Below are 24,967 nucleotides of genomic sequence, written 5' to 3' on the forward strand. Positions count from 1 at the left end.
TACTGAGCGCGGAGAGGACGCGCTATGCACGCTCCCGATGTCGAAGACCTGGCCCGCATCGCCTCCTCCGGCGATCTGGCCGCCCTCAATGTGCTCCTGGTGACGGTCCGCCCCGAAGTGCTGCGGGTCTGTGCCCGCTTGCTGCCCAACCGCGAGGACGCCGAGGAGGCGTGCCAGGACACCCTGCTGGCCGTCGCCCGTGGCCTGCCCCGTTTCGAGGGCCGCAGCGCCTTCCGGACGTGGATGTACCGCCTGGCCACCAACCGGGCCCGCTCGGCGTACCGCCGGTCCCGGCCGGCCGGCCCCACCGACAGCACCGACGTGCTGGCCGACGTGGCCGACCCGCGCCGGACCAGCATGGTCGCGACGACCCGGCTGGACCTGCTGGACGCCCTGGCCCGGCTGCGGCCGGAGCTGGCCGAGTCGGTGGCGCTGCGCGACGTGCTGGACCTGAGCTACGCCGAGATCGCGGCGCTGCACCAGGTGCCGGAGGGCACCGTCAAGTCCCGGATCCACCAGGCCCGGCGGGAGTTGCGCAAGCTGCTGACAGCCTGATGGGGCCACCGCGAGCGGTGACCCCATCATCGGCAGTGCTGTGCCGTCTGGTTACTCGTTCAGCGAGCAGGTGCCGAACTTCTCGAGACCCTCGGGCTTCGGCGCGTTGCGGCCGATCGCCGTCTCGATCCGGTTGAGCGTCGCGACCCGCTTGTCGGCCAGCGGGCCGAGGATCGCGTTCTGGATGAACGCCGGGCCGCCCTGGCCGACGCTGGACGCGATCCGCGCGTTCGCCTCGGCGATCTGGGTGTCGAGCAGCTCCAGGTTGCGGGTGACCTCGGCCGCCGCCTGCGCCGGGATGGCCGGCAGGCCGGTCACGTCGGGGCAGTTGACGGTCGGCACGGAGCCCGCGTTGTTGCCACCCCCGTTGTTGCCACCGGCGTTGTTGCCGGCCGGGACGGTCGCCGGCTCGGGAGCCGCGTTGCCGCCGCCGTTCTGGTTGAGCGAGCACGTCGCCAGGGCGTTCACGTTCAGCACCGGCTTCGCGGCGTTGCGGCCGATCGCCGTCGCCATCCGGTTGATTGTCGCGACGCGCTTGTCCTTCAGCGGGCCGAGGATGGCGTTCTGAATGAAGTTCTTGCCACCCTCACCCTGGCTGGTGATCAGGCGCTTGTTGGCCTCGGCGATCTGCGTGTTGAGCAGGGCCAGGTTGCGCTGGATCTCGGCCTGGGCCTGCGCGGGCACGGCACCCAGTTCACCGGCGACCGCGGGACAGTTCACCGTCGGGGCGCCAGCGGCCGCGCCGCCGTCGGCACCGGAGCCGGCACCACCGGCCGCGGGCACCTCGGTGGGCTCGGTCGCGGCCGCGCCGCCGCCGTTCGCGTTCAGCGAGCAGGTGGCGAGCGTCTGCACGTCGAGCTGCGGCTTGGCCGCGTTGCGGCCGATCGCGGTCGCCATCCGGTTGATGGTCGCGACGCGCTTGTCCTTCAGAGGCCCGAGAATCGCGTTCTGAATGAAGTTCTTGCCACCCTCACCCTGGCTGGTGATCAGGCGCTTGTTGGCCTCGGCGATCTGCGTGTTCAGCAGGGCCAGGTTGCGCTGGATCTCCGCCTGGGCCTGCGCCGGCACGGCACCGAGGGAACCGGCGACGGCCGGGCAGTTGACCGTGGGGACGGTGGATTCGTCGGCGGATGCCACACCCAGGCCGACGCCGACGAGTGCCACGGCGACTGCGCCTACACCGGCGATCTGCCAGCGCCGGGCGGGAGTACGGGAGCGATTCATTCTGTCGCCTGAGCCTTCCTGTCGTAGGACCTCGGTCCTCAATACGGAAGCGCTCCCAGAATGGATCAAAACAATTTTCAGACCTCCGACACCGGCCCGGCCGCACCCACGACCTCCCAGCTGACGCCGGGCGCCAGCCGGTACGGACCGGTCGCCACCAGGGCACCGATGGCCTTGCGGAGCCGGGAGACCTCGGCCCGTACGGTCACCACGTGGGCGTCGTCGCCGTAGAGCGCGCGGCTGAGGCGGCCGGCGCTCATCCCCTGCGGCCCGGCGGCGTGCAGCAGCGTCAGGATCTCGGCGTGCCGGCGGGTCAGGGGCGCGCGCCACAGCGAGTCCTCCCCCGCCACCGACAGCACCGGCGCGCCCGTGCAGTCCAGCGAGGCCCGGATGCCGGCCGCCGGACCGGCCGGGCGCACGATCCAGCCCTCGGCGAGCCGCTCCGGCAGGCACAGTCCGAGGCCCGGCACGGCCAGGGCGGTGTCCGCCCGGGGCACGGCGATCCGGTCACGGACGGCCACGCCCGTGTGGTGCGCGACCCAGCCGTGGTCGTCGACGACCAGCAGCGGGCCCGTCGCGGTGCTGACGACGTGCTCGGCCGAGCGGCGCAGGCGGTCCAGCCGGGCCGCGTGATGACGCCACAGTTGCGACTCGGCCAGCCGTACGCCGGTCTCGACCAGCGCCGCGATCGCCGGGTGCAGGGTGAGCGCCGGCCCGCTGACGTCGACGATGCCCAGCAGCTCCCCGGTGCGCGGGTCGTGGATCGGGTGGGCGCTGCAGTACCAGGCGTGCTGCGCCTGCTCGAAGTGCTCGGCGGAGAACAACTGCACCGGCGCCGCCTCGACCAGCGCGGTGCCGATGGCGTTGGTGCCCACTGTGGACTCGGTCCAGGTCGCGCCCTCGCCGAACCCGAGCGTGTCAGCGCGGCGCAGCACGGCGGGTCCGCCGACCCGCCACAGGATCACGCCGTCGGCGTCGGTCACCACCAGCAGGGCGACGTGCCGGATCACCTGGGCCAGCTCGCCGACGATCAGATGCAGCGGGGACTCGCGGCGGCGGCGTTCGACCTCTTCGCGGGGATGCGGGTCGCGGGCGTTGGCGCCGTCCGGGTCGAGCCCGGTGCGCAGGACCCGCGACCAGGAACGGGCGACCACGGCCCGGGGCCGGGCCGGCGCGCTGCGGCCGCCGAGCACCGCGTCGTGCACCCGGACCAGCTCGCGGGCGTGCCGCGACAGATCCGTGCCGGGCCGGACCGCGCTCAGCTCGCCCACGCCCGGCCTCCTCCCGACCCGGCGAGCGTAACCCGCCCGCTGTGACCGCCGCCACACCCGTCGTGTGCAACTCCTTGCAACCCTGGTGCGGCCCGGGGCGCCGGTCGTGTGCTTGCAGGCATGACAGAGACACGAGAGCGGGTCCAGGCGTGGCTCACGGCGTTCGAGGCCGCGCTGCACGACCGGGACGTCCCGCGGGCCGCCGCCCTGTTCGGCGCCGACAGCTTCTGGCGCGACCTGGTCGCGTTCTCCTGGAACATCACCACGGTGGAGGGCCCGGACGGCGTGACCGACCTGCTCACCACCCGCCTCGACGACGTGGACCCGGGCGGCTTCACGATCGACGGCGAACCGGCCGAGACCGACGGGGTCACCGAGGCATGGCTGCGCTTCGAGACCCGCGTCGGGCGCGGCACCGGGCACCTGCGGCTGCGCGACGGCCGGGCCTGGACGCTGCTGACCACGCTGCGCGAGCTCAAGGGCTTCGAGGAGGGCCGGCCGCAGGGCGTCGAGCACGAGTTGCGGCCCGGGCGCCGCTCCTGGCGCGAGGAGCGGGAGACCGAGGAGCAGACCCTGGGGTACGAGCGCCAGCCGTACGTGGTCGTCATCGGCGGCGGGCAGGGTGGCATCGCCCTGGGTGCCCGGCTGCGGCAGCTCGGCGTACCGGCGCTGGTGCTGGACCGGCACGAGCGCCCCGGCGACCAGTGGCGCGGCCGCTACAAGAGCCTCTGTCTGCACGACCCGGTCTGGTACGACCACCTGCCGTACCTGCCGTTCCCGAGGAACTGGCCGGTGTTCGCGCCCAAGGACAAGATCGCCGACTGGCTGGAGATGTACACCCGGGTCATGGAGGTGCCGTACTGGTCGAAGGCGGAGGTCCGATCGGCCCGCTACGACGCCGAGGCGGGCCGGTGGCAGGTCACGGTGGACCGCGACGGCGAGTCGGTGGAGCTGCGCCCGGCCCAGCTGGTGTTCGCCACCGGCATGTCCGGCAAGGCCAACTATCCGAGCCTGCCCGGCCAGGACGTGTTCCGCGGCGAGCAGCACCACTCCAGCCGGCATCCGGGACCGGAGGCGTACCGGGGGCGCAAGGTGGTGGTGATCGGCTCGAACAACTCGGCCTTCGACATCTGCGGGGCGCTGTGGGAGCACGACGCCGACGTGACCATGGTCCAGCGTTCCTCGACGCACATCGTCAAGTCCGCGTCGCTGATGGAGATCGGGCTGGGCGCGCTCTACTCCGAGGAGGCCGTCGAGGCGGGGGTCAGCACCGAACGGGCCGACCTGATCTTCGCGTCGCTGCCGTACCGGATCATGCACGAGTTCCAGATCCCGCTGTACGAGCAGATGGCCGAGCGCGACCACGACTTCTACACCCGCCTGGAGAAGGCCGGCTTCCAGCACGACTGGGGCGACGACGGGTCCGGGCTGTTCATGAAGTACCTGCGCCGCGGCTCCGGCTACTACATCGACGTGGGCGCGGCCGAGCTCGTCGCCGACGGCCGGATCAAGCTGGCCCACGGCCAGGTCGACCACCTGACCGAGACGTCCGTGGTGCTGGCCGACGGCACCGAGCTCGAGGCGGACCTGGTCGTCTACGCCACCGGCTACGGCTCGATGAACGGCTGGGTCGCCGACCTGGTCGACCGGGAGACCGCGGACCGGGTCGGCAAGGTGTGGGGCCTGGGCTCGGGCACCACCAAGGACCCCGGGCCGTGGGAGGGCGAGCAGCGCAACATGTGGAAGCCGACCCGGCAGGAGAACCTGTGGTTCCACGGCGGCAACCTGCACCAGTCGCGGCACTACTCGCTCTACCTGGCCCTGCAGCTCAAGGCGCGTTACGAGGGCCTGCCGACACCGGTCTACCGGCTGGCCGAGGTGCACCACCCGGGCTGACCGTGCCCGCCGGGCCCGGTCGTCCGGGCCCGGCGTCCACCGGGGTCAGTCGCCCTCGGGCGGGTCGACCAGCGGCCAGCCGCCGGCGGCGAGCCGGGCCGAGACCCGGACCACGTCCTCGGGAGTGGCCTCCTGCAACAGCGACGAGCTGATCATCTGCTCGATGTCGGCGGTGCTGATCGGGTCGTCACCGGCCAGCACGGACTGGTCCGCGAGATCAACGGCGATCTTGCGGACCTCCTCCTCGGTCAGCTTGCGGCGCAGCACCCCGAGCAGGGCCACGTAGTCCCCGCGCGGCACACCGGTCGGGTAGCCGGCGCGCAGCCACTCGACGGCCCGGGTCATGAAGTTCGCGCGCAGGTCACCCATCGCGACCGCTACTTGTCCACGATGGCCGGGAAGACGTGCGTGAAGCTCAGCGTCTTGCCGAAGCCACCGGCCACGATGAACGCGATGCCCAGCAGCACGCCGAGCACCACGACACCGAAGAGGGCGTAGCCGACGATCGTGCCGACCGGGCGGGTCGTCGCGCCGGTCACGCCGGAGTCGTCCACCTCGGCGGCCCGGCCGGCGCCGTACGCCAGTGAGCGGACCCCCAGGGCGAAGAGCATCGGCAGGCCGGCCCCGAGGAGCAGGCCGGCGAGCAGGACTTTCCAGGCGCCCTCGAGGGCGAATCCCAGGTTGTGCATCTCCGGACCCCCTTCAGCTCGCGGTGCCGGCCGGCACGGGCTCGGTCACCGCCGGGGCGCCGCCCCAGTCGTCGTTGACATTGTGGTGGTCGACCCGTTCCCGGCGTGAGCGCAGATACATGAACCCGGACAGCGCCACCAGGATGACGAAGATGACGATCGAGCCGGCCAGGCCACCGCCGAGCAGGTTGCCCACCCACCACATCGCGGCGCCGACGATCGCGGCTGCCGGCAGGGTGATCAGCCAGGCCGCGACCAGGCGGCCGGCCACCCGCCAGCGCACCCGGGCACCGGGGCGCCCGACGCCCGAGCCGAGGATCGAGCCGGTCGCGACGTGCGTGGTGGACAGCGCGAAGCCGAGATGGCTGGAGGCCAGGATGACGGTCGCCGACGCCGAGTCGGCCGCGAGGCCCTGCGGCGGGGCGATCTCGACCAGGCCCTTGCCCAGGGTCCGGATGATCCGCCAGCCGCCGAGGTAGGTGCCGAGCGCGATCGCCACGGCGCAGGCGGCCTTCACCCAGAACGGGATGGTCGCGGTGTCGGTCCAGTCGCCGGCGGCGATCAGGGCCAGGGTGATCACGCCCATCGTCTTCTGGGCGTCGTTCGTGCCGTGCGCGAGGGAGATCAGCGAGGCGCTGCCGACCTGGCCCCACCGGAAGCCGTTGTCGGTGAAGCGCTGGGCCACCCCGACGGTGACCCGGTAGACGAGCCAGGTGCCGGCGGCGGCGACCACACCGGCGATGACCGGCGAGATGAGCGCGGGCAGGATGACCTTGCCGACGACACCGTCCAGTTTGCTGCCGTCGCCGGTCCAGTTGACCCCGGCCCAGCCCAGGCCCGCGACGCTGGCCCCGATGAGGCCGCCGAACAGCGCGTGCGAGGAGCTGGAGGGCAGACCCAGCAGCCAGGTCAGCAGGTTCCAGACGATGCCGCCCACGAGGCCGGCCAGGACGATCAGCAGCAGCGCCGTCCCGCCGTCGGCCAGCAGCTCCGGCCGCGGGGCGCCGGAGGAACTCTGGATCTTGACGACGGCGTTGGTGACCGTGAGGGCGACCTCCACGGACAGGAAGGCGCCGATGAGGTTGAGGATGCCGGAGAGCGCGACGGCGGTCTTGGGCCGCAGGGCCCCGGTGGCGATGGAGCTGGCCATCGCGTTGGCGGTGTCGTGGAACCCGTTCGTGAAATCGAACCCGAGGGCGGCGATGACCACCAGGGCGAGTATCACGGAAGTGTCTGTCACACGCAGATGGTGACGCCCCGGATCAAGCAGCAACAGAGGCAGATCGGTAACACGTGGGAAATCTCATCGGGAGCGCCGCCGTGGTCGCCGCAACGCCACCGGTCGATCACCCGTCGCCATCGTCACGGGACGGGTGATCGCCCGGCGGCCGCCGGCTCAGAACGCCTCGGCGTCGGCCGTGCGGATCGCCTCCACCAGGATGCCCAGGCCCTCGCGGGCCTCGTCCTCGGTCAGGGTCAGCGGCGGGCCCATCCGCAGCACGTTGCCGTACAGGCCGCCCTTGCCGACCAGCAGGCCGCCCTTGCGGCACTCGTCGAAGACCCGCATGGTCGCGGCCGGGTCCGGCTCGGTGGTGCCCGGCCGGACGAACTCGATGCCGATCATCAGACCGCGGCCGCGGACCTCCCCCACGATCTTCGTCCCGGCGGCCGCCGCGCGCAGGCCGTCGAGCAGGATCGTGCCGGTGCGCTTCGCGTTGGCCTGCAGGTCGTGGTCGAGCACGTAGTCCAGCACCGCGTTGCCCGCGGCCGTGGAGACCGGGTTGCCGCCGAAGGTGGAGAAGCTGGTCGCCGGGACCGCGTTGACCAGCTCCGCGCGGCCCACGACGCCGGCCAGCGCGAAGCCGTTGCCGATGCCCTTGGCGAAGGTGATCAGGTCGGGCTGCACGTCGTGCGCCTGATAACCCCAGAAGTGCTCACCGGTACGGCCCCAGCCGGTCTGCACCTCGTCGGCGATCAGCAGGATGCCGTGGTTGTCGAGCTCCTTCTTCAGCGCGCCGAGCAGCCCGTCCGGGGCGTGCACAAAGCCGCCCACGCCCTGGATCGGCTCGGCGATGAGCGCCGCGACGTCGCCCGCGGTGGTGGTGGCCAGCACCTCGCGCAGGTCCTCGACCGCGGCGTCGATGTGCTCGCTGTCGGACAGGCCCTTCATCCGGCCGCGCAGGCGTTCGCCGGAGTGCAGCCAGGACACCGAGATCGGGCTCAGCGCGCTGGCCGACCAGCTGCGGTGCCCGGTGATCGCCATCGCCGCGAAGGACCGGCCGTGGTAGCTGTTGCGGATGGCCAGGATCTGGTTGGACCGGCGGAAGTTGGTGGTGAACATCAGCGCGGCCTCGTTGGCCTCGGTGCCGGAGTTGGTGAAGAAGACCCGCGCGTCGGGGATGCCGGAGACCCGGGCGATCTTCTCGGCCAGCTCGACCTGCTGCCGGATCAGGTACAGCGTCGAGCTGTGCACGATGCCGGTGGCCAGCTGGCGCTCCACGGCCTCGCGCACCTCGGCGATGTCGTAGCCCAGCATGTTGGTCAGCACGCCGCCGAAGAAGTCCAGGTAGCTGCGGCCGTTCGCGTCGGTCACCCGGCGGCCGGAGCCACGCACGAGCTCGATCGCGTCGTCGCCGTAGTAGGTCGTCACCCAGGAGGGCAGCACGGCCTGGTGCCGGGCGAGCAGGTCATCGGTCACGGGGTCCTCCAAGGGAGTCAGCGCCAGCCCCGCGGGTGCGGGCGGGAACGGGGGCCGCTGCCGCGCGCGGACGCGCCGGCGGCGGAAGCAAGGGTCCGGGCCAGGGAGTCGAAGTCGTCGCGGACCAGCCCGGCGGTGACCCGGACGTGCTCGGCGCCGAGCCCGGTGACCTCGAACGGCGCGCCCGGGGCGACCGCGATGCCGTGCGCGGCCAGGGCGAGCATGGCCATCTGCTGATCCTCGACGGTCAGCCAGAGGTTGATGCCGTCCGCGGCGGTCGCCGTGGCGCCGTGCGCGGCCAGGGCGGTGAGCAGGGCCGACCGGCGCTCGGCGTAGGCCTGGCGGGCGGCGGCGACCTGGGCGATCGCGTCGGCGTCGGTGAGCAGGTCGAGCAGCACCGCCTGGAGCAGGCGGCTGGACCAGCCGGGCCCGAGCAGCCGCCGGTCGGCCACCGCGGTGATCAGCGGCGCCGGACCGGCCAGGGCGGCCAGCCGCAGGTCCGGGCCGTGGCTCTTGGAGAAGCTCGCGACGTGCACGGTACGGTCCGGCAGCCGGCTGCCCAGGCTGACCGGGGGCGCGGTGGCGATGTCGCCGGCGTGGTCGTCCTCGACGATGGTGACCTCCGGGTACGCGGCCAGCGCATCCGCGAGCTCACCGGCCCGGCGCGCGGTCATGCTGACCCCGGTCGGGTTGTGCGCCCGCGGCTGCAGATACACCGCGACTGGGTCGTACGCCTTCAGCGCCTCCCCCAGCGCGTCCGGGCACATCCCCTGCTCGTCGATCGGCACCCCCACCACGGTGGCCCCGACCGCCTCGAGCAGGTCGAGCATCGGCGGGAAGGCGGGGTTCTCCACCACCACGTGGTCACCGAAGCGGACCAGGGTGGCGGTCACCCGGTCCAGGGCGTCGAGCGCGCCGTCGACCACGGTGAGTTGATCCGGCGGGTACGGCCAGCGCTGTCGCAGTACCCGCTCCAGCGGCGGGAGCACGGCGGCGTCGAGGTAACTCGTGGTGAGCCGGGCGTCCCCGACGCGCTTGAGCGACTCGGTGACGCCGGGCAGCAGGTCGTGGTCGGGCACGCCGGTGGAGAAGTCCTGGGCCACCCCGGTCAGCAGGCCGTGCAGCTGGGCGTACCGCAGGCGCTGGCGGGGCAGGACCGGGGCGGCGACGAACGAGCCGGAGCGGCCACGGGTCTGGATCGCCCCGGCCCGGCTCAGGCTGCGCCAGGCCTCACTCACCGTGGTCGGGCTGACCCCGAGCTCGCGGGCGACGTCGCGCACGGTGGGCAGCCGCGCCCCGACCGGCAGCTCACCGGCGGTGACGAGCCGGCTGACCGCCGCGGCGATGCCCCGGGCGCTGCGGTCGTCGACCGCGCCCGTGATGAGCCCCAGCAAACCGCCCGACCTCCCGCCGCTGCCCGGCGCGCTTCTTACGTCGCCGAAACATTTGGTTACACGCGAGCAATTGTCCGCCCGTGGTTGTGTCATTAGTGTCCTACGACATCAACCCCGGATGTCAAGCGATGAGCTGGGGACGATGACAGCGGGTGGACGGACGATCACAATCGTGGGGTGACCCACGCCACCACTGATTTCAGAGAGGGGCCGCAGCGATGAGCAACGTCATCCGGGCCGCCCTCGTCCAGACCAACTGGACGGGCGACAAGGAATCGATGATCAAGGCGCACGAGGACTACGCTCGCGACGCCGCAGCCCAGGGCGCCAAGGTGATCTGCTTCCAGGAGCTGTTCTACGGCCCCTACTTCTGCCAGGTCCAGGACAAGGCCTACTACGAGTACGCCGAGTCCATCCCCGGCCCGACCACCGAACGCTTCCAGGCCCTGGCCGCCGAGCTCGGCATGGTGATGGTCCTGCCGATGTATGAGCAGGAGCAGCCCGGCGTCCTCTACAACACGGCGGCCGTGGTGGACGCCGACGGCTCGTACCTCGGCAAGTACCGCAAGCACCACATCCCGCAGGTCAACGGCTTCTGGGAGAAGTTCTACTTCCGCCCCGGCAACCTGGGCTACCCGGTGTTCGACACCGCGGTCGGCAAGGTCGGCGTCTACATCTGCTACGACCGGCACTTCCCCGAGGGCTGGCGGGCCCTGGGCCTGAACGGCGCGCAGATCGTCTTCAACCCGTCGGCGACCAGCCGGGGCCTGTCGTCGTACCTGTGGCAGCTGGAGCAGCCGGCCAGCGCGGTGGCCAACGAGTACTTCATCGGCGCGATCAACCGCACCGGGGTGGAGGAGCTCGGCGACAACGACTTCTACGGCCAGTCCTACTTCGTCGACCCGGAGGGCAAGTTCGTCGGCGCGGTCGGCGACACCCACAACCCGGAGCTGATCGTCCGCGACCTGGACATGGACCTGCTCACCACCGTCCGGGACCGCTGGGCGTTCTACCGCGACCGCCGCCCGGACAGCTACGACGGGCTGGTGGCGCCGTGAGCTTCGTGATCAAGGGCGGCACGGTGGTCGGACCGACCGGGGCCTCCCCCGCCGACGTGCTGGTCGACGGCGAGACCATCGCCGCCGTGTTCGCGCCGGGCCGCGGCCCGGCCGACATCGAGACCATCGACGCCACCGGCAAGTACGTGATCCCCGGGGCCGTCGACGCGCACACCCACATGGAGCTGCCGTTCGGCGGTACGCACGCCAGCGACACCTTCGACACCGGCACCCGGGCGGCGGCCTTCGGCGGCGTCACCACGATCATCGACTTCGCGGTGCAGCGCTACGGCGAGGTCGTGCAGGACGGGCTGGCCGCCTGGCACGCCAAGGCCGAGGGCAACTGCCACATCGACTACGGCTTCCACATGATCCTGGGCGGCGTCACCGACGAGTCGCTCAAGGCCATGGACCAGCTCGTCACCGACGAGGGCATCTCCAGCTTCAAGCTGTTCATGGCCTACCCGGGGGTGTTCTACAGCGACGACGGTCAGATCCTGCGGGCGATGCAGAAGGCCCGCGACAACGGCGCCATGATCATGATGCACGCGGAGAACGGGCCGGCCATCGACGTGCTGGTCAAGCAGGCCCTGGAACGCGGCGAGACCGACCCGATCCACCACGGCCTGACCCGCCCGCAGGAACTGGAGGCCGAGGCCACCAGCCGGGCGATCTGGCTGGCCAGTGTGGCCGCGGACTGCCCGCTCTACATCGTGCACCTGTCCGCGTCCAAGGCGCTCGAACAGGTCGCGGCGGCCCGGGACCAGGGCCGCAACGTCTTCGCCGAGACCTGCCCGCAGTACCTGTACCTGACGCTGGAGGACCAGCTGGGCGCGCCGGGCTTCGAGGGCGCCAAGTGGGTCTGCTCGACGCCGCTGCGCAGCAAGCACGAGAGCCACCGGGCCGACCTGTGGCGCGGCCTGCGCACCAACGACCTGGCCGTGGTCTCCACCGACCACTGCCCGTTCTGCATGAAGGACCAGAAGGAGCTGGGCCTGGGCGACTTCTCCAAGATCCCCAACGGGATCGGCAGCGTCGAGCACCGCGTCGACCTGCTCTACCAAGGTGTGGTCGACGGCAAGCTGTCGCTGGCCCGCTGGGTGGAGACCATCGCCACGACCCCGGCCCGGATGTTCGGCATGTACCCGCGCAAGGGCGTCATCGCCCCCGGCTCGGACGCCGACATCGTGCTCTACGACCCGGCCGGCCGTACCCGGATCAGCGCGGCCACCCACCACATGAACATGGACCACTCGGCCTGGGAGGGCTGGGAGATCGACGGCAAGGTCGACACCGTCATCTCCCGCGGCACCGTCGTCGTGCGCGGCGGCGAATACCTGGGCCGCAAGGGCCACGGTCAGTACGTCCGCCGGGGACTCTCGGACTACCTGGTCTAGGAGGCCACATGCGCGAGATCAGACACTGGATCGACGGCGCCGCCGTCGAGGGCACCAGCGGCCGGCAGCTGCCGGTCTGGGACCCGGCCACCGGCGAGCAGCAGGCGTACGTCGTCGCGGCGACCGCGGCCGAGACCGCGCACGCGGTGGCCGCGGCCAAGGGCGCCTTCCCGTCCTGGCGGGCGGCGTCGCTGTCCCGCCGGGCCGAGGTCATGTTCCGCTTCCGCGAGCTGGTCGACGCGAACCGCAAGGAGATCGCGTCGCTGGTGAGCCAGGAGCACGGCAAGACCGTGGCCGACGCGGGCGGCGAGCTGGCCCGCGGGCTGGAGAACATCGAGTTCGCCGCGGGCGCGCCGCACCTGCTCAAGGGCGGGTACAGCGAGCAGGCGTCGACCGGGGTGGACGTCTACTCGATCCGCCAGCCGCTCGGGGTGGTCGCCGGCATCACGCCGTTCAACTTCCCGGCCATGGTCCCGATGTGGATGTTCTGCAACGCCCTGGTCTGCGGCAACACCTTCGTGCTCAAGCCCAGCGAGAAGGACCCGTCGGTCTCGCTGCTGCTGGCCGACCTGCTGCGCCAGGCCGGGCTGCCGGACGGCGCGTTCAACGTCGTGCAGGGTGACCGGGAGGCCGTCGAGACGCTGATCGCCCACCCGGACGTGCAGGCGCTGTCGTTCGTCGGTTCCACGCCGATCGCCAAGTCGGTCTACGAGCAGGGCACCCGGGCCGGCAAGCGGGTGCAGGCCCTGGGCGGCGCGAAGAACCACATGGTCGTGCTCCCGGACGCCGACGTGGACGCGGCCGCGGACGCCGCGGTCAGCGCCGGGTACGGCTCGGCCGGCGAGCGCTGCATGGCGGTCTCGGTCGTGGTGGCGGTCGGCGCGGTCGGTGACCCGCTGGTCGCCGCGATCAAGGACCGGATCGGCCGGATCACGGTCGGCCCGGCCAGTGACCCGGCGGCCGAGATGGGCCCGCTGATCAGCCGCGAGCACCGCGACAAGGTGGCCGGCTACCTGGCCGGCGCCGGCGGTGCCGAGGTGGTCGTCGACGGACGGGACGCGCCGATCAGCGGAAGCCCGGGCTTCTTCCTGGGCGCGTCGCTGGTCGACAAGGTGCCGACCGACTCGCCGCTCTACACCGACGAGATCTTCGGCCCGGTGCTGTCGGTCGTCCGCACCGACAGCTACGAGCAGGCGCTGGAGCTGGTCAACAACAACGAGTTCGGCAACGGCACGGCGATCTTCACCCGCGACGGCGGGGCGGCGCGCCGGTTCCAGTACGACGTCAACTGCGGCATGGTCGGCGTCAACGTGCCGGTGCCCGTACCGGTGGCCTACTACAGCTTCGGCGGCTGGAAGTCCTCGCTCTTCGGCGATCTGCACATGTACGGCCCCGAGGGCATCCAGTTCTACACCCGCAGCAAGGTGGTCACCTCGCGCTGGCCCGACCCCGCCTCGTCCACGGTCGACCTGGGCTTCCCGGAGGTGCGGTGAGCATGGACATCGGCGTCGTCCTGCAGTGCGACCCACCCGCCCTGGAGGTGGTGGAGTGGGCCAAGAAGGCGGAGGAGCTGGGCTACAGCCACGTGTGGACGTTCGACTCGCACGTGCTGTGGCAGGAGCCGTTCGTCATCTACAGCAAGATCCTGGCCGACACCGAGCGGGTGATCGTCGGCCCGATGGTCACCAACCCGGGCACCCGGGACTGGACCGTGATCGCGTCCCAGTTCGCCACCCTCAACGAGATGTACGGCAACCGCACCATCTGCGGGATCGGCCGCGGCGACTCGGCGCTGCGGGTGCTGGGCCTGCAACCGAACTCGCTGGCCCAGCTGCGCGAGAGCATCGGGGTGATCCGCGGCCTGGCCGGCGGGGAGACGGTGTCGCTGCGCGGTCAGGAGCTGCGGTTCGCCTGGGCGCCCGACAGCCGGCTGGACGTGTGGGTGGCCGCGTACGGTCCCAAGGCCCTGGCCCTGACCGGTGAGGTGGGTGACGGCTACATCCTGCAGCTCGCCGACCCGGACATCGCGGCCTGGATGATCAAGGCGGTCCGGGCCGCCGCGGAGCGGGCCGGCCGCGACCCGGCGGCCATCAAGTTCTGCGTCGCCGCGCCCGCCTACGTCGGTGACGACCTGGCCCACCAGCGGGACCAGACCCGGTGGTTCGGCGGCATGGTCGGCAACCACGTCGCCGACATCGTCGCCCGCTACGGCGCCGACGGCGCGGTGCCGCAGGTGCTGACCGACTACATCAAGGGCCGGCAGGGCTACGACTACGCCGAGCACGGCCGGGCCGGCAACTCGCACACCTCGTTCGTGCCGGACGAGGTGGTGGACCGGTTCTGCGTGCTGGGCCCGGTCGAGGCGCACCTGCAACGCCTGGAGGAGCTGCGGGCCATCGGGGTCGACCAGTTCGCCCTCTACCTGCAGCACGACGACAAAGAGGCGACCCTGCGGGCGTACGGCGAGAAGATCATCCCGGTGGTCGCGTGAGACGTGTGCTCAGCGCCGGCGCCGGCCTGGTCGTGCTCATCGCCCTCTGGGAGGGCTACAAGGCGGTCGGGAACCCGGACGGGACCGTGCTGTTCGGCGTCCGGATCCTGCCCCGGGCCGACGACCTGTCGATGCCGCACGTGTGGGAGATGCTCAGCCGGCTGGGCCGACCGGAGCTCACCGGCGGCCGGCCGGTCTGGCAGGCGGTGCTCAGCGCCAGTTTCTTCACGCTGGGGATCACCACGGTCGGCTTCGCGGCCGGCGCGGTGATCGGCCTGCTGCTGGCGGTGGCCATGCAGCGGTTCCGGATCGTCGAGCGGGGCCTGCTGCCGTACGTGATCCTGTCGCAGACCGTGCCGCTGGTCGCGCTCGCGCCGCTCATCGCCGGGTGGGGCGGCACGGTCTGGCCGGAGTGGATGACGGTCGCGGTGATCGCGGCGTACCTGGCCTTCTTCCCGGTCGCCGTGGGCATGCTGCGCGGGCTGCAGTCGCCACAGGCGGCCGGCGTGGAGCTGATGCGCAGCTACGCCGCCGGGTGGTGGCGCACGCTGGTAAAACTGCGCCTGCCGGCCTCACTGCCGTACCTGTTCCCGGCGTTGCGGCTGGCCGGCGCGGCCGCCGTCGTGGGCGCGGTGGTCGGTGAGATCTCCACCGGTACGCGCGGCGGCATCGGCCGGCTCATCATCGAATACTCCCGGGAGGCCACCAGCGATCCCGCGAAGGTCTACACCGCCATGCTCGGCGCGGCCCTGCTCGGGCTCATCGTCGCCGCCCTGGTCAGCCTGCTGGAACTGCCGCTGATGCGGCACCGACGACGCGTCTCGGTGGTGACGATGTGACCGCAGTGTCCCTCTCCGGAGTCTCCAAGGTCTTCAACCAGGGCCGGCCCGACGAGGTCACCGCCCTGACCGGCATCGACCTGGCCATCCCGGCCGGGCATTTCGTCTCCCTGATCGGGCCGTCCGGGTGCGGCAAGAGCACCCTGCTGCGGCTGATCGCCGACCTGATCCCGGCGACGGCCGGGACGGTCGAGGTGGCCGGCAAACCGGCCGCCCGGGCCCGGCTGGACCAGGAGTACGGCATCGCGTTCCAGCAGGCCGGCCTCTTCGAATGGCGCACCGTGCAGCGCAACGTGGAGCTGCCGCTGGAGCTGCGGGGCGCCTCCCGGGCCGAACGCAGGGCCCGGGCCACGGAGATGCTGGCACTGGTCGGGCTGGCCGACTTCGCCGGGCACTATCCGGCCCAGCTCTCCGGCGGGATGCAGCAGCGCGTCGCGATCGCGCGGGCCCTGGCCGTGCACCCGCCGCTGCTGCTGATGGACGAGCCGTTCGGCGCGCTCGACGAGATGACCCGCGAGCGGCTGCAGTCGGAGCTGCTGGCGATCTGCGCGCAGACCGGCACCAGCACCGTGTTCGTCACGCACTCCATCTCGGAGGCGGTGTTCCTGTCCGACCGGGTCGTGGTGATGTCACCGCGGCCGGGCCGGATCACCGCGACGATCGACGTCGAGCTGGGCACCCGCGACGACGCGGCCCGGCAGTCCCCGGCGTACTTCGCGGCGATCACCTCGGTCCGGCGCGCGTTGCGGGGCACCGGGCCGGGCGTGGATGCGGGGCCGGGCGTGGAAGCCGGTGCGGCGTCGGGAACTGCGGGGGCGGGGGACGCCGGTGCGGTTGTGGCGCCGTCGCCCCGTACCTCCGAAGCGACCGCGCCGTGAATCTCCTGCGCCGCGTCGCCCCGCCGGTCCTGCTCGGGATCCTGGCGGTGGTGGCGTGGGAGCTGACCGTCACGCTCGGGCGGATCGCGCCGTTCATCCTGCCGGCGCCGTCGGCGATCTGGCACGAGCTGGTCGTGCAGCGCCAGAACGTGTGGGAGGCCGGGCTGGCCAGCGGGCTCAACGCGCTCGTCGGGCTGGCCTGGGGCACGGTCGCCGGGGTGCTCGCCGCGATGGCGGCCAGCCGGTTCCGGATCCTCTCCGAGGTGTCCGTCCCGCTCGCCGCGGTGCTCAACGCGCTGCCGATCATCGCGCTGGCCCCGATCCTCAACAACATGTTCGAGTCCACCTCGAGTGTGCCGCGCCGGCTGGTCGCCGGGATCATCGTGTTCTTCCCGGTCTTCATCAACACGCTGCGCGGCCTGCGCGAGGTCGACCCGACCCACCGGGAGCTGATGACCAGCTACGCCGCCGGCGGCTGGACCTTCACCCGGCTGGTCCGGCTGCCCGGCGCGCTGCCCTTCGTCTTCACCGGCCTGCGACAGGCGTCGTCGCTGGCCGTCATCGCCGCGGTCGTCGCCGAGTACTTCGGCGGGCTGCAGGACGGGCTCGGCGCTCGGATCACCTCCGCCGCCGCGTTCACCGCGTACCCCCGGGCCTGGGCCTTCGTGGTCGGCGCCTGCCTGCTCGGACTGTTCTTCTACCTGGCCACGCTCCTGCTGGAGCGGATCGCGATGCCCTGGAAAACCCGCCTCATCTCCTAGGAGTTCGTGTGCGTCGTCCCTTGTTCGCCACCCTCATCGCCGCCGTGCTCACGCTGAGCGCCTGCGGCACCGCCGACACCCCCACGACGACGACCCCGGGCGCCAGCGGCGGCGCCCCGACCCCGATCAAGCTGCAGCTGCAGTGGTTCTACCAGGCCCAGTTCGCCGGCTACATCGCCGCCGTGGACCAGGGCTTCTACCAGGAGCAGGGCCTCGACGTGCAACTGCTCGAAGGCGGCGTCGACATCGTGCCGCAGACCGTGCTGGCCCAGGGCAAGGCCGACTACGCGGTGGCCTGGGTCCCCAAGGCGCTGGCGTCGCGTGAGCAGGGCGCCGGCATCACCGACGTCGGGCAGATCTTCGCCCGCTCCGGCACGTACCAGGTGGCCTGGAAGGACAGCGGCATCACCAAGGCCGCCGACCTCAAGGGCAAGAAGGTCGGCAACTGGGGCTTCGGCAACGAGTTCGAGCTGTTCGCCGGCATGACCAAGGCCGGGATCGACCCGGGCAAGGACGTCACCCTGGTGCAGCAGCAGTTCGACATGCAGGCGCTGCTCAAGAAGGAGATCGACGCCGCCCAGGCGATGAGCTACAACGAGTACGCCCAGCTGCTGGAGGCGACGAATCCGGCGACCGGCAAGCTCTACACGCCCGAGGACTTCGCCATCCTCGACTGGAAGACCGAAGGCTCGTCGATGCTGCAGGACGCGGTGTGGGCCAACACGGACAAGCTCAGCGACCCGGCGTACCAGCAGCAGACGGTGAAGTTCCTGGCCGGCACGATCAAGGGCTGGGCGTACTGCCGCGACAACGCCGAGAAGTGCCGCGACCTGGTGGTGGCCAAGGGCTCCAAGCTCGGCAAGAGCCACCAGCTCTGGCAGATGAACGAGGTGAACAAGCTGGTCTGGCCGGCGACCGGTGGGGTCGGCACGATCAACGAGGCTGACTGGAAGCAGACGGTCGACCTGTCCCTGACCACGAAGAACCAGACCGGCGACACGGTGCTGACCAAGCAGCCGGAAGGCCTGGCCTTCACCAACGACTACATCAAGCAGGCGCAGGACCAGGCCAAGGCGGCCGGCGTGGACATCAACGGGGCGGGCTTCCAGCCGCAGACGGTGACCCTGACTGCCGGCGGCGCGTAGCCGCTGCCACTCCCCCGGGCCCGGCCGTCACCAGACGGCCGGGCCTGTTCGCGCTCTACTGGGTACTCAGCCGGGCCGCGAACGCCACCGCCGCGATGTCGCCTTCGCGGAGGCGTTCCGCCGCGTCGGTCTCGCCCAGGGTGGTCAGGCGGTGGGCCGCCGTGCTGATCAGGGCCTCGTTGCCGCCCAGCAGCTTGCGGGCCAGGTTCGCCTGCAGCGGGGTCAGCTCCGCGTACGCGCACTTGTCCAGCGCCGCGATGGTCTGCTCGTCGAGGGTGCCGGCCAGGGCCCGTTCCGTGACGATGCGCAGCAGCCAGGACGGCCACCAGCTGTACTTGCCGATCAGGTGGCCCGAGCGGATCGCCTCGCGCGGGGTCTGGCCGCCCTCCAGCAGGCGCAGGGTCATCGGGATGTCGAAGCGTTCCAGGCGCAGCGCCGTGACGAACAGGCGGTACAGCTTCTTCTCGTCCACCAGGGTCTCGGCTGCGGCGGCCGCCGCCGCGTACTCGCCGCGCAGGGCCAGGTCGACGATCGCCGCCTCTTCCGTGGCGATCGCGGCTCCGGTCGCGCGTTCCCGGATCCGGTCCAGGGTGCGGGACAGCCGTTCGGCGGCCTCCCGGCCGTGCTCGGCGCGTTCGGCGCTCGCCGGGCGCTCCAGCTGTCGGACCACCGCGTCCGCGGCGATCTTGACCTCGCGGCGCAGCAGCGGAGCCTTGATGTACGGGCCGACCAGGTCGCTGAGCCCCTCGACCAGGTAGGCGGCGTCGAAACGGTCGGACGCTTCGAGGAACTGCGCCCACCATTGCTCCAGGTGCACCCCCACGCCTACCAGGGTGGCGCAATCGGGGCCGTGATGCGGGCGGAACGGCCGAGGTCACCGCCGTGGGTGACGGCGGTGACCTCGGTCGCTGGTTACGTCAGCTCTCGGTCGGGTCGAGGACGACCTCGTCCGTCCCGGTCTGCGGCGGGGTGCCGGAGTCCGTGTACGACGCCACGAACACCGCGTTCAGGTTCTCCGCACCGGCGTGACCCGGGTCGAGGAACGTCTGGATCGAGCCGCTGCAGCCGGTCGCCGTGGACAGCGGGTGACCGTGCTGGTCGTGGCCCAGGATGAAGGTCACGGTGACCTTCGAGCAGTCGACCGGCTGGTCGTCCACCACGGTGACCTGGTAGCTCACCGTGTCACCGAAGGCGAACGGCTGGTCCGGGTTCGGCGTGGTGGTCAGGGTGACCTGCGGGGCTGCCGTGCCCACCGGGAGCAGCACCTCCGCGGACGCCCAGCGGCCGGTCGGGTCGGTCACCTTCAGCGTCGGCCGGTAGTTGCCGTTCTCGGTGAACGTGTAGACCGCGTTCGGGGCCCGGGAGTCGACGATGCCGTCGGCGTTGAAGTCCCAGGCGTAACGCAGGCTGTCGCCGTCGGGATCGGTGGTGCCGGCGCTGGAGAAGGTCACCGTCAGCGGCGCCTCACCGCGGACCGGCGTGGCCGTGATCTTCGGCAGCGGGGTGCGGTTGCCGCGGACGTAGTCGATGCGGGCCAGCTGCGCCTCCGGGTTCTCGGAGAAGTAGCCGTCGCCGTACTCGAGCACGTACAGCGAGCCGTCCGGGCCGAACTCCAGGTCCATCGGGTTGTCGAAGATGACCGACGGCAGCACCTCACGGATCGCGGTGACCTCGTTGTCCGCGCCGAGCGTGAACTCCTGCACGTAGTCGCGGGTCCACTCGTAGAACAGCGGCTTGCCGTCGTAGTACTTCGGCCACTTGGTCGCCGACTTGTTCTTGGCGTCGAAGTCGTACGCCGGGCCGCCCATCGGGCCGATGCCGCCCGTGCCCAGCTCCGGGAACTCCGTCGAGGCCGCGTACGTGTAGATGACCTCCGCCTTCTGCACCGGCGGCAGCTTGCGCTTACCGGTGTTGTTGGGCGAGTCGTTGACCGGCGCGGCGCAGTTGAACGGCTGGCCGGAGGTCCGGGTGGCGAAGTCGAAGTCGACGTACGGCATGTCGGGCGCGACGCAGTACGGCCAGCCGTAGTTGGCGGGCTTGTCGACGGCCATCCAGCGGCCGTGCCCGGCCGGGCCGCGCGCGGGGTTGGGGCTGTTCGCGTCCGGCGAGTAGTCACCGACGTACGCGACGTCGGTCTTCTTGTCGACCGCGAAGCGGAACGGGTTGCGCAGGCCCATCGCATAGATCTCCGGGCGGGTGTACGCGGTGCCCGGCTTGAACAGGTTGCCCTTCGGGATGGTGTAGCTGCCGTTGGCGCCGACCTTGATCCGCAGCAGCTTGCCGCGCAGATCGTTGGTGTTGCCGGCGGTGCGCTGCGCGTCGAAGGCCGGGTTGCGGTCGGCCCGCTCGTCGATCGGCGTGTAGCCGTCGGAGGCGAACGGGTTGGTGTCGTCACCCGTGGACAGGTACAGGTTGCCCTTGCTGTCGAAGTCGATCTTGCCGCCGACGTGGCAGCAGATGCCCCGGTCGGTGCCGACCTCCATGATCTTCTGCTCGCTGGGCAGCGCCAGCGTGTTGCCGTTGAGCTTGAACCGCGACAGCCGCATCACACCCTTGTACGGCGCGAAGTCGGCGGCGGTGCCGTTCTCCGGCGCGTCGCCCTCGTTGACGGCGGGCGTCGCCGGGTCGTCCATCGGCGTGTTCAGCCGCGGCGAGTAGTAGATGTAGACCCACTTGTTCTGCTTGAAGTTCGGGTCGATCGCGACGCCCTGCACACCCTCCTCGTCGTGCATGTAGACGGGGATCTTGGCGGCCAGGATGTTGCGCCCGCTCTTCGGGTCGTTGATGCGTACCTCACCGGTGCGCGCGGTGTGCAGCACCCGGCGGTCCGGCAGCACGGCCAGCGCGATCGGCTCGCCGGGGAAGTCGTCTAGGGTGACCTTCTGGAAGTTCGCGTCGGCCGGCGGCTCGGCCGCGGCCCGCGCGGCGGCGGGTCCGGACGGGACGGTCAGGGCCGTCGTGAGCAGAGCCAGCACCGGTACGGCAGTCAGCAATCGCTTCTTCATAGAGCAGTCCCCTCAGAACCGGAGGTTGTCGAGGTAACGGAAGCCGACCTCCGCGGTGGTCAGCGCGTCGGCGGGGGTACGCGGCGGGCTGCCCGCGTCGTCACGTTCCACGATGTACTCGACCAGGCCCGCCTCGCGGGAGTGCTCGAAGATGCGGCCGAAGTCGATCAGGCCGGCGCCGGGGTCCTCGAAGCCGCTGGAGACCGCCATGTCCTTGACGTGCACCTGGCGGATCCGCCCCCGGTTCTCGTGGATCAGGTCCACCGGGTCGTTCGCACCCCGCCAGGCCCAGTACAGGTCGACCTCGAAGTGCACCAGCCCGGGATCGGTCTCGCGGGTCAGGATGTCGAAGCCGGTGCGCTTGCCGCCGTCCTGCGGCAGGAACTCGTTGTGGTGGTTGTGGTAGCCGAAGCTGAGCCCGGCCTTGCGGGCGAGCGCACCGGCCTTGTTCAGGTCCCGGGCGAAGGCTTTGTAGACGGAGCCGTCGCGGATCGGCCCGTTGGCGTCGGTGCCGAAGTACGGGTGCACGATGTACTTGTTGCCGACGATCTGGGCGTCCTCGAGCGCGGCCTGCCAGGTCGAGGCGTTGAACGGTTGCGGGATGCCGACGTGCCCGGAGGTCGCGCGCAGCCCGGCGGCGTCCAGGGCGGCGCGGAACTGGGCGGCCGTGCGGCCGACGAAGCCGGCGTGCTCGACCCGGGTGTAGCCGATCTCGGCCAGCTCGGCCAGGCTGGCGTCCAGGTCGATGGCGAGCTGGTTGCGCAGGGTGTAGAGCTGCACGCTGATCTTGTCGCGCGGCACCCGGGCGAGCCGGCGGCCGCCCTTGGACGCCTCGGCCGGTGCGGCCAGGACGGCGGAGCTGCCGACCACGGCGGCACCGGCCGCGGCGGCGCCCAGAAGATGACGGCGGCTGACGGTGGACTCGTTCTGCATCGCTTGCACTGCCTCCCGGTAGGTGGTGCGGGAATGACGTGGGCGCACGGCATCGGCCGCTCGGACGGCGGCTCTCGGGGAGCCCTGCGCCACGTCGGAGCACTTTTGTTGCATCGAAGTCGTTCGCTTGCTGATGTTAATGGTTTGTTTCGCTCAAGTGGCGAAAAGAATCTTCGAAATATTCAAAAGTTTGGCTGCGACACGCGATAAGTGCCCGCCAAAGCCGTGGATCAGACGATGTGGACAGGCCGGACATCGCCCGTTCCGAAGGCCTTCGCCCAGCTCACCGACTACTGATCGGTGGTTGTGGACGGTCACATCCCCACCGTGCCCGGCCCGGCCGCGCGGGACAAGCGGTATACGTCAGGCCGTGACGGCGCGACGCTGCGCGGCGAGCAGCCGGGTGAACTCCTCGGCGGGCATCGGGCGGGCCAGGTGGTAGCCCTGGCCCAGGGTGTAACCCAGCAAGCGCAGCTGCTCGGCCTGGGCCTCGTTCTCGATGCCCTCGGCCACCGTGTCCAGGCCCAGCGCGTTGGCCAGCTGGATGACCGCGCGGGCGACCGCCTGGCGGGCGTCGCGGCCACCGGCCTCGGCGTCCTCGATCTCGATGCCGTCCACGAAGGACTTATCCAGCTTGACGATCGCCGCCGGGAACGAGCGCAGCAGGCTCAGCGACGACTCGCCGGTGCCGAAGTCGTCCAGGGCGAGCGCCACGCCGAGCCGGTCGAGCTCGTGCAGGGTGCGCGACACCTGGCTGCCGCGCAGCACCGCGGACTCGGTCAGCTCCAGCACCAGGCGGTCGGTGGGCAGGCCGTAATCGGCCAGCGCGGCCAGCACGTCGCTGACGAAGTCGGGATCGTGCAGCTGGCGCGCCGAGACGTTGACGCCCGGCTTCTGCAACGCGTCCGGGCCGAATTCGGCCAGCCAGGCCGCCATCTGCCGGCACGTCTCGCGCAGCACGAACCGGCCCAGCTCGACGATCAGGCCGGTGCGCTCGGCGACCGGGATGAACTCGACCGGCGACACCGGGCCGCGCACCGGATGGTCCCAGCGCACCAGCGCCTCCACCCCGACGATCTTGCCGTCGGCCAGCGCGACCACCGGCTGGTAGACCACCCGGAACTCGCCCTCGTCCAGGCCCCGGCGCAGCTCACCGCCGAGCTGGATGTGGGCCAGGATCGGCTCCTCCATGCCCGGCACATAGCGCACGTAGCCGGCCTTGCCGTGGTCCTTGGCGGCGTACATGGCGACGTCGGCGTCGCGCAGCACGCTGTCCAGCGTCGCGCCCGGCGCCGCGGTCGCGATGCCGATGCTGGCCTGCACCAGCAGCCGGTGCTCGCTGATCGGCCGGCTCAGCGCGTCCAGCACCCGCTGAGCGACGGTCTCCCCCACCGTGGTGCCGCCGGTGAGCAGCACGGCGAACTCGTCGCCGCCGATGCGCACCGGCAGCCCGTCGGCCCCGCACTGCTCGCGCAGCACGTCGGCCACCGCGACCAGCAGGCGGTCACCGACGTCGTGGCCGAGCGAGTCGTTGACCGTCTTGAAATCGTCCAGGTCGACCAGCAGCACGGTCGCGGACGCCTCGTTGACCAGCGCGGCATGCAGCACACCGCGGAACCGGGCCCGGTTGGCCAGCCCGGTCAGGCTGTCGTGGCTGACCTCGTGCTGCAGCCGGACCTCCTGGCCACGGATGTCGTTGAGCAGCCGCTTGTTGTCCCGGAAGGCCACGAACTGCCGGGCCGTGACCAGGACGCTGACCAGCACGGCGGCGATCAGCGAGACCCGGCCGGGCCACTGCAGCGGCCCGGCGGCCACGGCGATCAGCGGCAGGTCCGCGGCCGCGATGGCCAGGTACGGCAGCAGCGGCGAGGACCGGCGCGACACCCGGCGACCGCTGAGCGTGGCCCGGGCCTGCGCGCGTACGGCCAGAGTGAGCAGCACCGGCGCGACGGGCAGCACCACGGCCTGCGACGGCACCCCACCGGCGTTACCGAATGTGGTGGCGAGAACGGCCACCCCGGCGGCGGTCAGGCCCATGGCCGCGACCAGCCGCATCGCCGTCCGGTCGACCGGGCCGTCACCGAGGTACGACACCTTGGTGATGCCGCCGACGGTCAGCAGGAACGCCAGCCCGACCAGGGACAGAGTCTGCGGCGCCCAGCGCTCGGTGGCCGTCAGCATGGGGGCGAGCCCGAAGTGCCACAGCACCGTCGCGCAGCCCAGGAAGGCGACGAGCCGGTCCAGGTGCATGCGCCAGCGCTCGGCGGGATCCATCGCGCCCACCGGGACCCGGGCGACGGCCCACATGGCCAGCGCGAAGCCCAGCCCGACACAGCCGGCGGCGGACAGCGTCATGTCCGGCGGCATGTCGCCGACCGAGTACAGAGCGGCGTTGACGGCCATCAGCACGTAACCGACGGTCATGAACGAGGCAGCGACGAGCAGAGTGAGCCAGAAGCGGCTGGCCGTGCGGTCGCCGCGTACGGTGCGCCAGAGCTGGAACAGCCCGATCACCGCGAAAAAGCCACCCAGCGGCACCGCCAGGTACGCGATCGCCACGTGCCCGGCGCCCACGGTGCTGAACAGCAGGAACCACAGCCAGCTGGCGACGGCGAGGGCAGCGGTGATCCACACGTAGCGTGCGGGTGCGCGGGTGTCCTCGGCCATGCTGAAAGCATCGGCGCTGAACGGCTCGGATGTAGCAAAACCGGGCTGACCGGGATCGCGCACAAG

At 71.4% G+C, this 24,967-nt stretch carries 21 protein-coding genes; 10 read left to right on the top strand and 11 right to left on the bottom strand.

The genetic code is table 11. The features are described from left to right. The first annotated feature begins 24 nt into the window (after positions 1 to 24). Positions 25 to 555, top strand: coding sequence for an RNA polymerase sigma factor (locus ACQP2Y_RS31355; protein WP_433718889.1), 531 nt, complete (start codon positions 25 to 27; stop codon positions 553 to 555). 51 nt (positions 556 to 606) lie between these two features. On the opposite strand, the gene ACQP2Y_RS31360 is transcribed toward ACQP2Y_RS31355, so the two are convergent. Both ACQP2Y_RS31360 and ACQP2Y_RS31365 read right to left on the bottom strand, forming a co-directional pair. Then, positions 607 to 1,779 carry a hypothetical protein gene (locus ACQP2Y_RS31360; RefSeq protein WP_433718891.1) on the bottom strand — a complete coding sequence of 391 codons (1,173 nt, stop codon included), beginning with the start codon at positions 1,777 to 1,779 and terminating at the stop codon, positions 607 to 609. 77 nt (positions 1,780 to 1,856) lie between these two features. Further along, positions 1,857 to 3,050 (bottom strand): hypothetical protein, encoded by a 1,194-nt coding sequence (locus tag ACQP2Y_RS31365; RefSeq protein ID WP_433718892.1) that lies wholly within the window; start codon positions 3,048 to 3,050, stop codon positions 1,857 to 1,859. Between the two features lie 120 nt (positions 3,051 to 3,170). Between ACQP2Y_RS31365 and ACQP2Y_RS31370 the strand changes: the two genes are divergently transcribed. Beyond that, positions 3,171 to 4,946 carry an NAD(P)-binding domain-containing protein gene (locus tag ACQP2Y_RS31370; protein ID WP_433718894.1) on the top strand — a complete coding sequence of 592 codons (1,776 nt, stop codon included), beginning with the start codon at positions 3,171 to 3,173 and terminating at the stop codon, positions 4,944 to 4,946. Between the two features lie 45 nt (positions 4,947 to 4,991). Here ACQP2Y_RS31370 and ACQP2Y_RS31375 read toward each other — a convergent pair whose 3' ends face one another. From ACQP2Y_RS31375 to ACQP2Y_RS31395, 5 genes are all read right to left on the bottom strand, one after another. Further along, positions 4,992 to 5,315, bottom strand: coding sequence for a DUF3349 domain-containing protein (locus tag ACQP2Y_RS31375; RefSeq protein WP_433718895.1), 324 nt, complete (start codon positions 5,313 to 5,315; stop codon positions 4,992 to 4,994). An 8-nt stretch (positions 5,316 to 5,323) separates the two neighbouring features. Next, a complete protein-coding gene (locus ACQP2Y_RS31380; protein WP_433718898.1) occupies positions 5,324 to 5,635 on the bottom strand; it encodes a hypothetical protein in 312 nt (103 codons plus the stop codon). A gap of 13 nt (positions 5,636 to 5,648) precedes the next feature. After that, entirely contained in the window at positions 5,649 to 6,875 is a 1,227-nt protein-coding gene (locus ACQP2Y_RS31385; RefSeq protein ID WP_433718900.1) for an anion permease, read from the bottom strand. A gap of 156 nt (positions 6,876 to 7,031) precedes the next feature. Further along, a complete protein-coding gene (locus tag ACQP2Y_RS31390) occupies positions 7,032 to 8,333 on the bottom strand; it encodes an aspartate aminotransferase family protein (RefSeq protein WP_433718901.1) in 1,302 nt (433 codons plus the stop codon). A 17-nt stretch (positions 8,334 to 8,350) separates the two neighbouring features. Next, a complete protein-coding gene (locus tag ACQP2Y_RS31395; protein WP_433718904.1) occupies positions 8,351 to 9,727 on the bottom strand; it encodes a PLP-dependent aminotransferase family protein in 1,377 nt (458 codons plus the stop codon). Positions 9,728 to 9,945: 218 nt separating this feature from the next. Here ACQP2Y_RS31395 and ACQP2Y_RS31400 point away from each other — a divergent pair, with 218 nt between their 5' ends. The 8 genes from ACQP2Y_RS31400 to ACQP2Y_RS31435 are packed head-to-tail and all read left to right on the top strand — an operon-like array spanning position 9,946 to position 18,296. Continuing rightward, on the top strand, positions 9,946 to 10,785 hold the full coding sequence (locus ACQP2Y_RS31400; RefSeq protein ID WP_433718905.1) for a nitrilase-related carbon-nitrogen hydrolase: 840 nt from the start codon (positions 9,946 to 9,948) through the stop codon (positions 10,783 to 10,785). Further along, the gene (hydA, locus tag ACQP2Y_RS31405) at positions 10,782 to 12,182 is read left to right on the top strand and encodes a dihydropyrimidinase (RefSeq protein WP_433718907.1); all 1,401 of its coding nucleotides are present in this window, start codon (positions 10,782 to 10,784) and stop codon (positions 12,180 to 12,182) included. Before ACQP2Y_RS31400 ends, hydA begins: the two co-directional genes overlap by 4 nt. 8 nt (positions 12,183 to 12,190) lie before the next feature. Next, positions 12,191 to 13,675, top strand: a complete 1,485-nt coding sequence (locus ACQP2Y_RS31410; RefSeq protein WP_433718908.1) for a CoA-acylating methylmalonate-semialdehyde dehydrogenase — start codon at positions 12,191 to 12,193, stop codon at positions 13,673 to 13,675. A 2-nt stretch (positions 13,676 to 13,677) separates the two neighbouring features. Beyond that, complete coding sequence (locus ACQP2Y_RS31415; RefSeq protein WP_433718911.1) at positions 13,678 to 14,673, top strand: TIGR03842 family LLM class F420-dependent oxidoreductase; 996 nt, start codon at positions 13,678 to 13,680, stop codon at positions 14,671 to 14,673. Next, positions 14,670 to 15,512: an ABC transporter permease gene (locus ACQP2Y_RS31420; protein WP_433718912.1), complete on the top strand. Its 843-nt coding sequence runs from the start codon at positions 14,670 to 14,672 to the stop codon at positions 15,510 to 15,512. Before ACQP2Y_RS31415 ends, ACQP2Y_RS31420 begins: the two co-directional genes overlap by 4 nt. Continuing rightward, a complete protein-coding gene (locus ACQP2Y_RS31425; protein WP_433718913.1) occupies positions 15,509 to 16,390 on the top strand; it encodes an ABC transporter ATP-binding protein in 882 nt (293 codons plus the stop codon). The genes ACQP2Y_RS31420 and ACQP2Y_RS31425 overlap by 4 nt, the downstream gene beginning before the upstream one ends. After that, complete coding sequence (locus ACQP2Y_RS31430) at positions 16,387 to 17,151, top strand: ABC transporter permease (RefSeq protein WP_433718914.1); 765 nt, start codon at positions 16,387 to 16,389, stop codon at positions 17,149 to 17,151. The genes ACQP2Y_RS31425 and ACQP2Y_RS31430 overlap by 4 nt, the downstream gene beginning before the upstream one ends. An 8-nt stretch (positions 17,152 to 17,159) precedes the next feature. Beyond that, positions 17,160 to 18,296: an ABC transporter substrate-binding protein gene (locus ACQP2Y_RS31435; RefSeq protein ID WP_433718916.1), complete on the top strand. Its 1,137-nt coding sequence runs from the start codon at positions 17,160 to 17,162 to the stop codon at positions 18,294 to 18,296. 55 nt (positions 18,297 to 18,351) lie between these two features. On the opposite strand, the gene ACQP2Y_RS31440 is transcribed toward ACQP2Y_RS31435, so the two are convergent. The 4 genes from ACQP2Y_RS31440 to ACQP2Y_RS31455 all read right to left on the bottom strand — a co-directional run bounded on the left by ACQP2Y_RS31440 (position 18,352) and on the right by ACQP2Y_RS31455 (position 24,901). Beyond that, positions 18,352 to 19,119: a hypothetical protein gene (locus ACQP2Y_RS31440; RefSeq protein ID WP_433718918.1), complete on the bottom strand. Its 768-nt coding sequence runs from the start codon at positions 19,117 to 19,119 to the stop codon at positions 18,352 to 18,354. 94 nt (positions 19,120 to 19,213) lie between these two features. Next, positions 19,214 to 21,301, bottom strand: coding sequence for a PQQ-dependent sugar dehydrogenase (locus ACQP2Y_RS31445; RefSeq protein ID WP_433718920.1), 2,088 nt, complete (start codon positions 21,299 to 21,301; stop codon positions 19,214 to 19,216). A gap of 12 nt (positions 21,302 to 21,313) precedes the next feature. Continuing rightward, positions 21,314 to 22,234, bottom strand: a complete 921-nt coding sequence (locus ACQP2Y_RS31450) for a sugar phosphate isomerase/epimerase family protein (RefSeq protein ID WP_433718923.1) — start codon at positions 22,232 to 22,234, stop codon at positions 21,314 to 21,316. A 363-nt stretch (positions 22,235 to 22,597) separates the two neighbouring features. Next, positions 22,598 to 24,901, bottom strand: a complete 2,304-nt coding sequence (locus ACQP2Y_RS31455; protein WP_433718926.1) for an EAL domain-containing protein — start codon at positions 24,899 to 24,901, stop codon at positions 22,598 to 22,600. Positions 24,902 to 24,967 lie beyond the last annotated feature (66 nt).

It is taken from the genome of Actinoplanes sp. CA-051413, assembly GCF_050955795.1.
Lineage (GTDB): Bacteria > Actinomycetota > Actinomycetes > Mycobacteriales > Micromonosporaceae > Actinoplanes.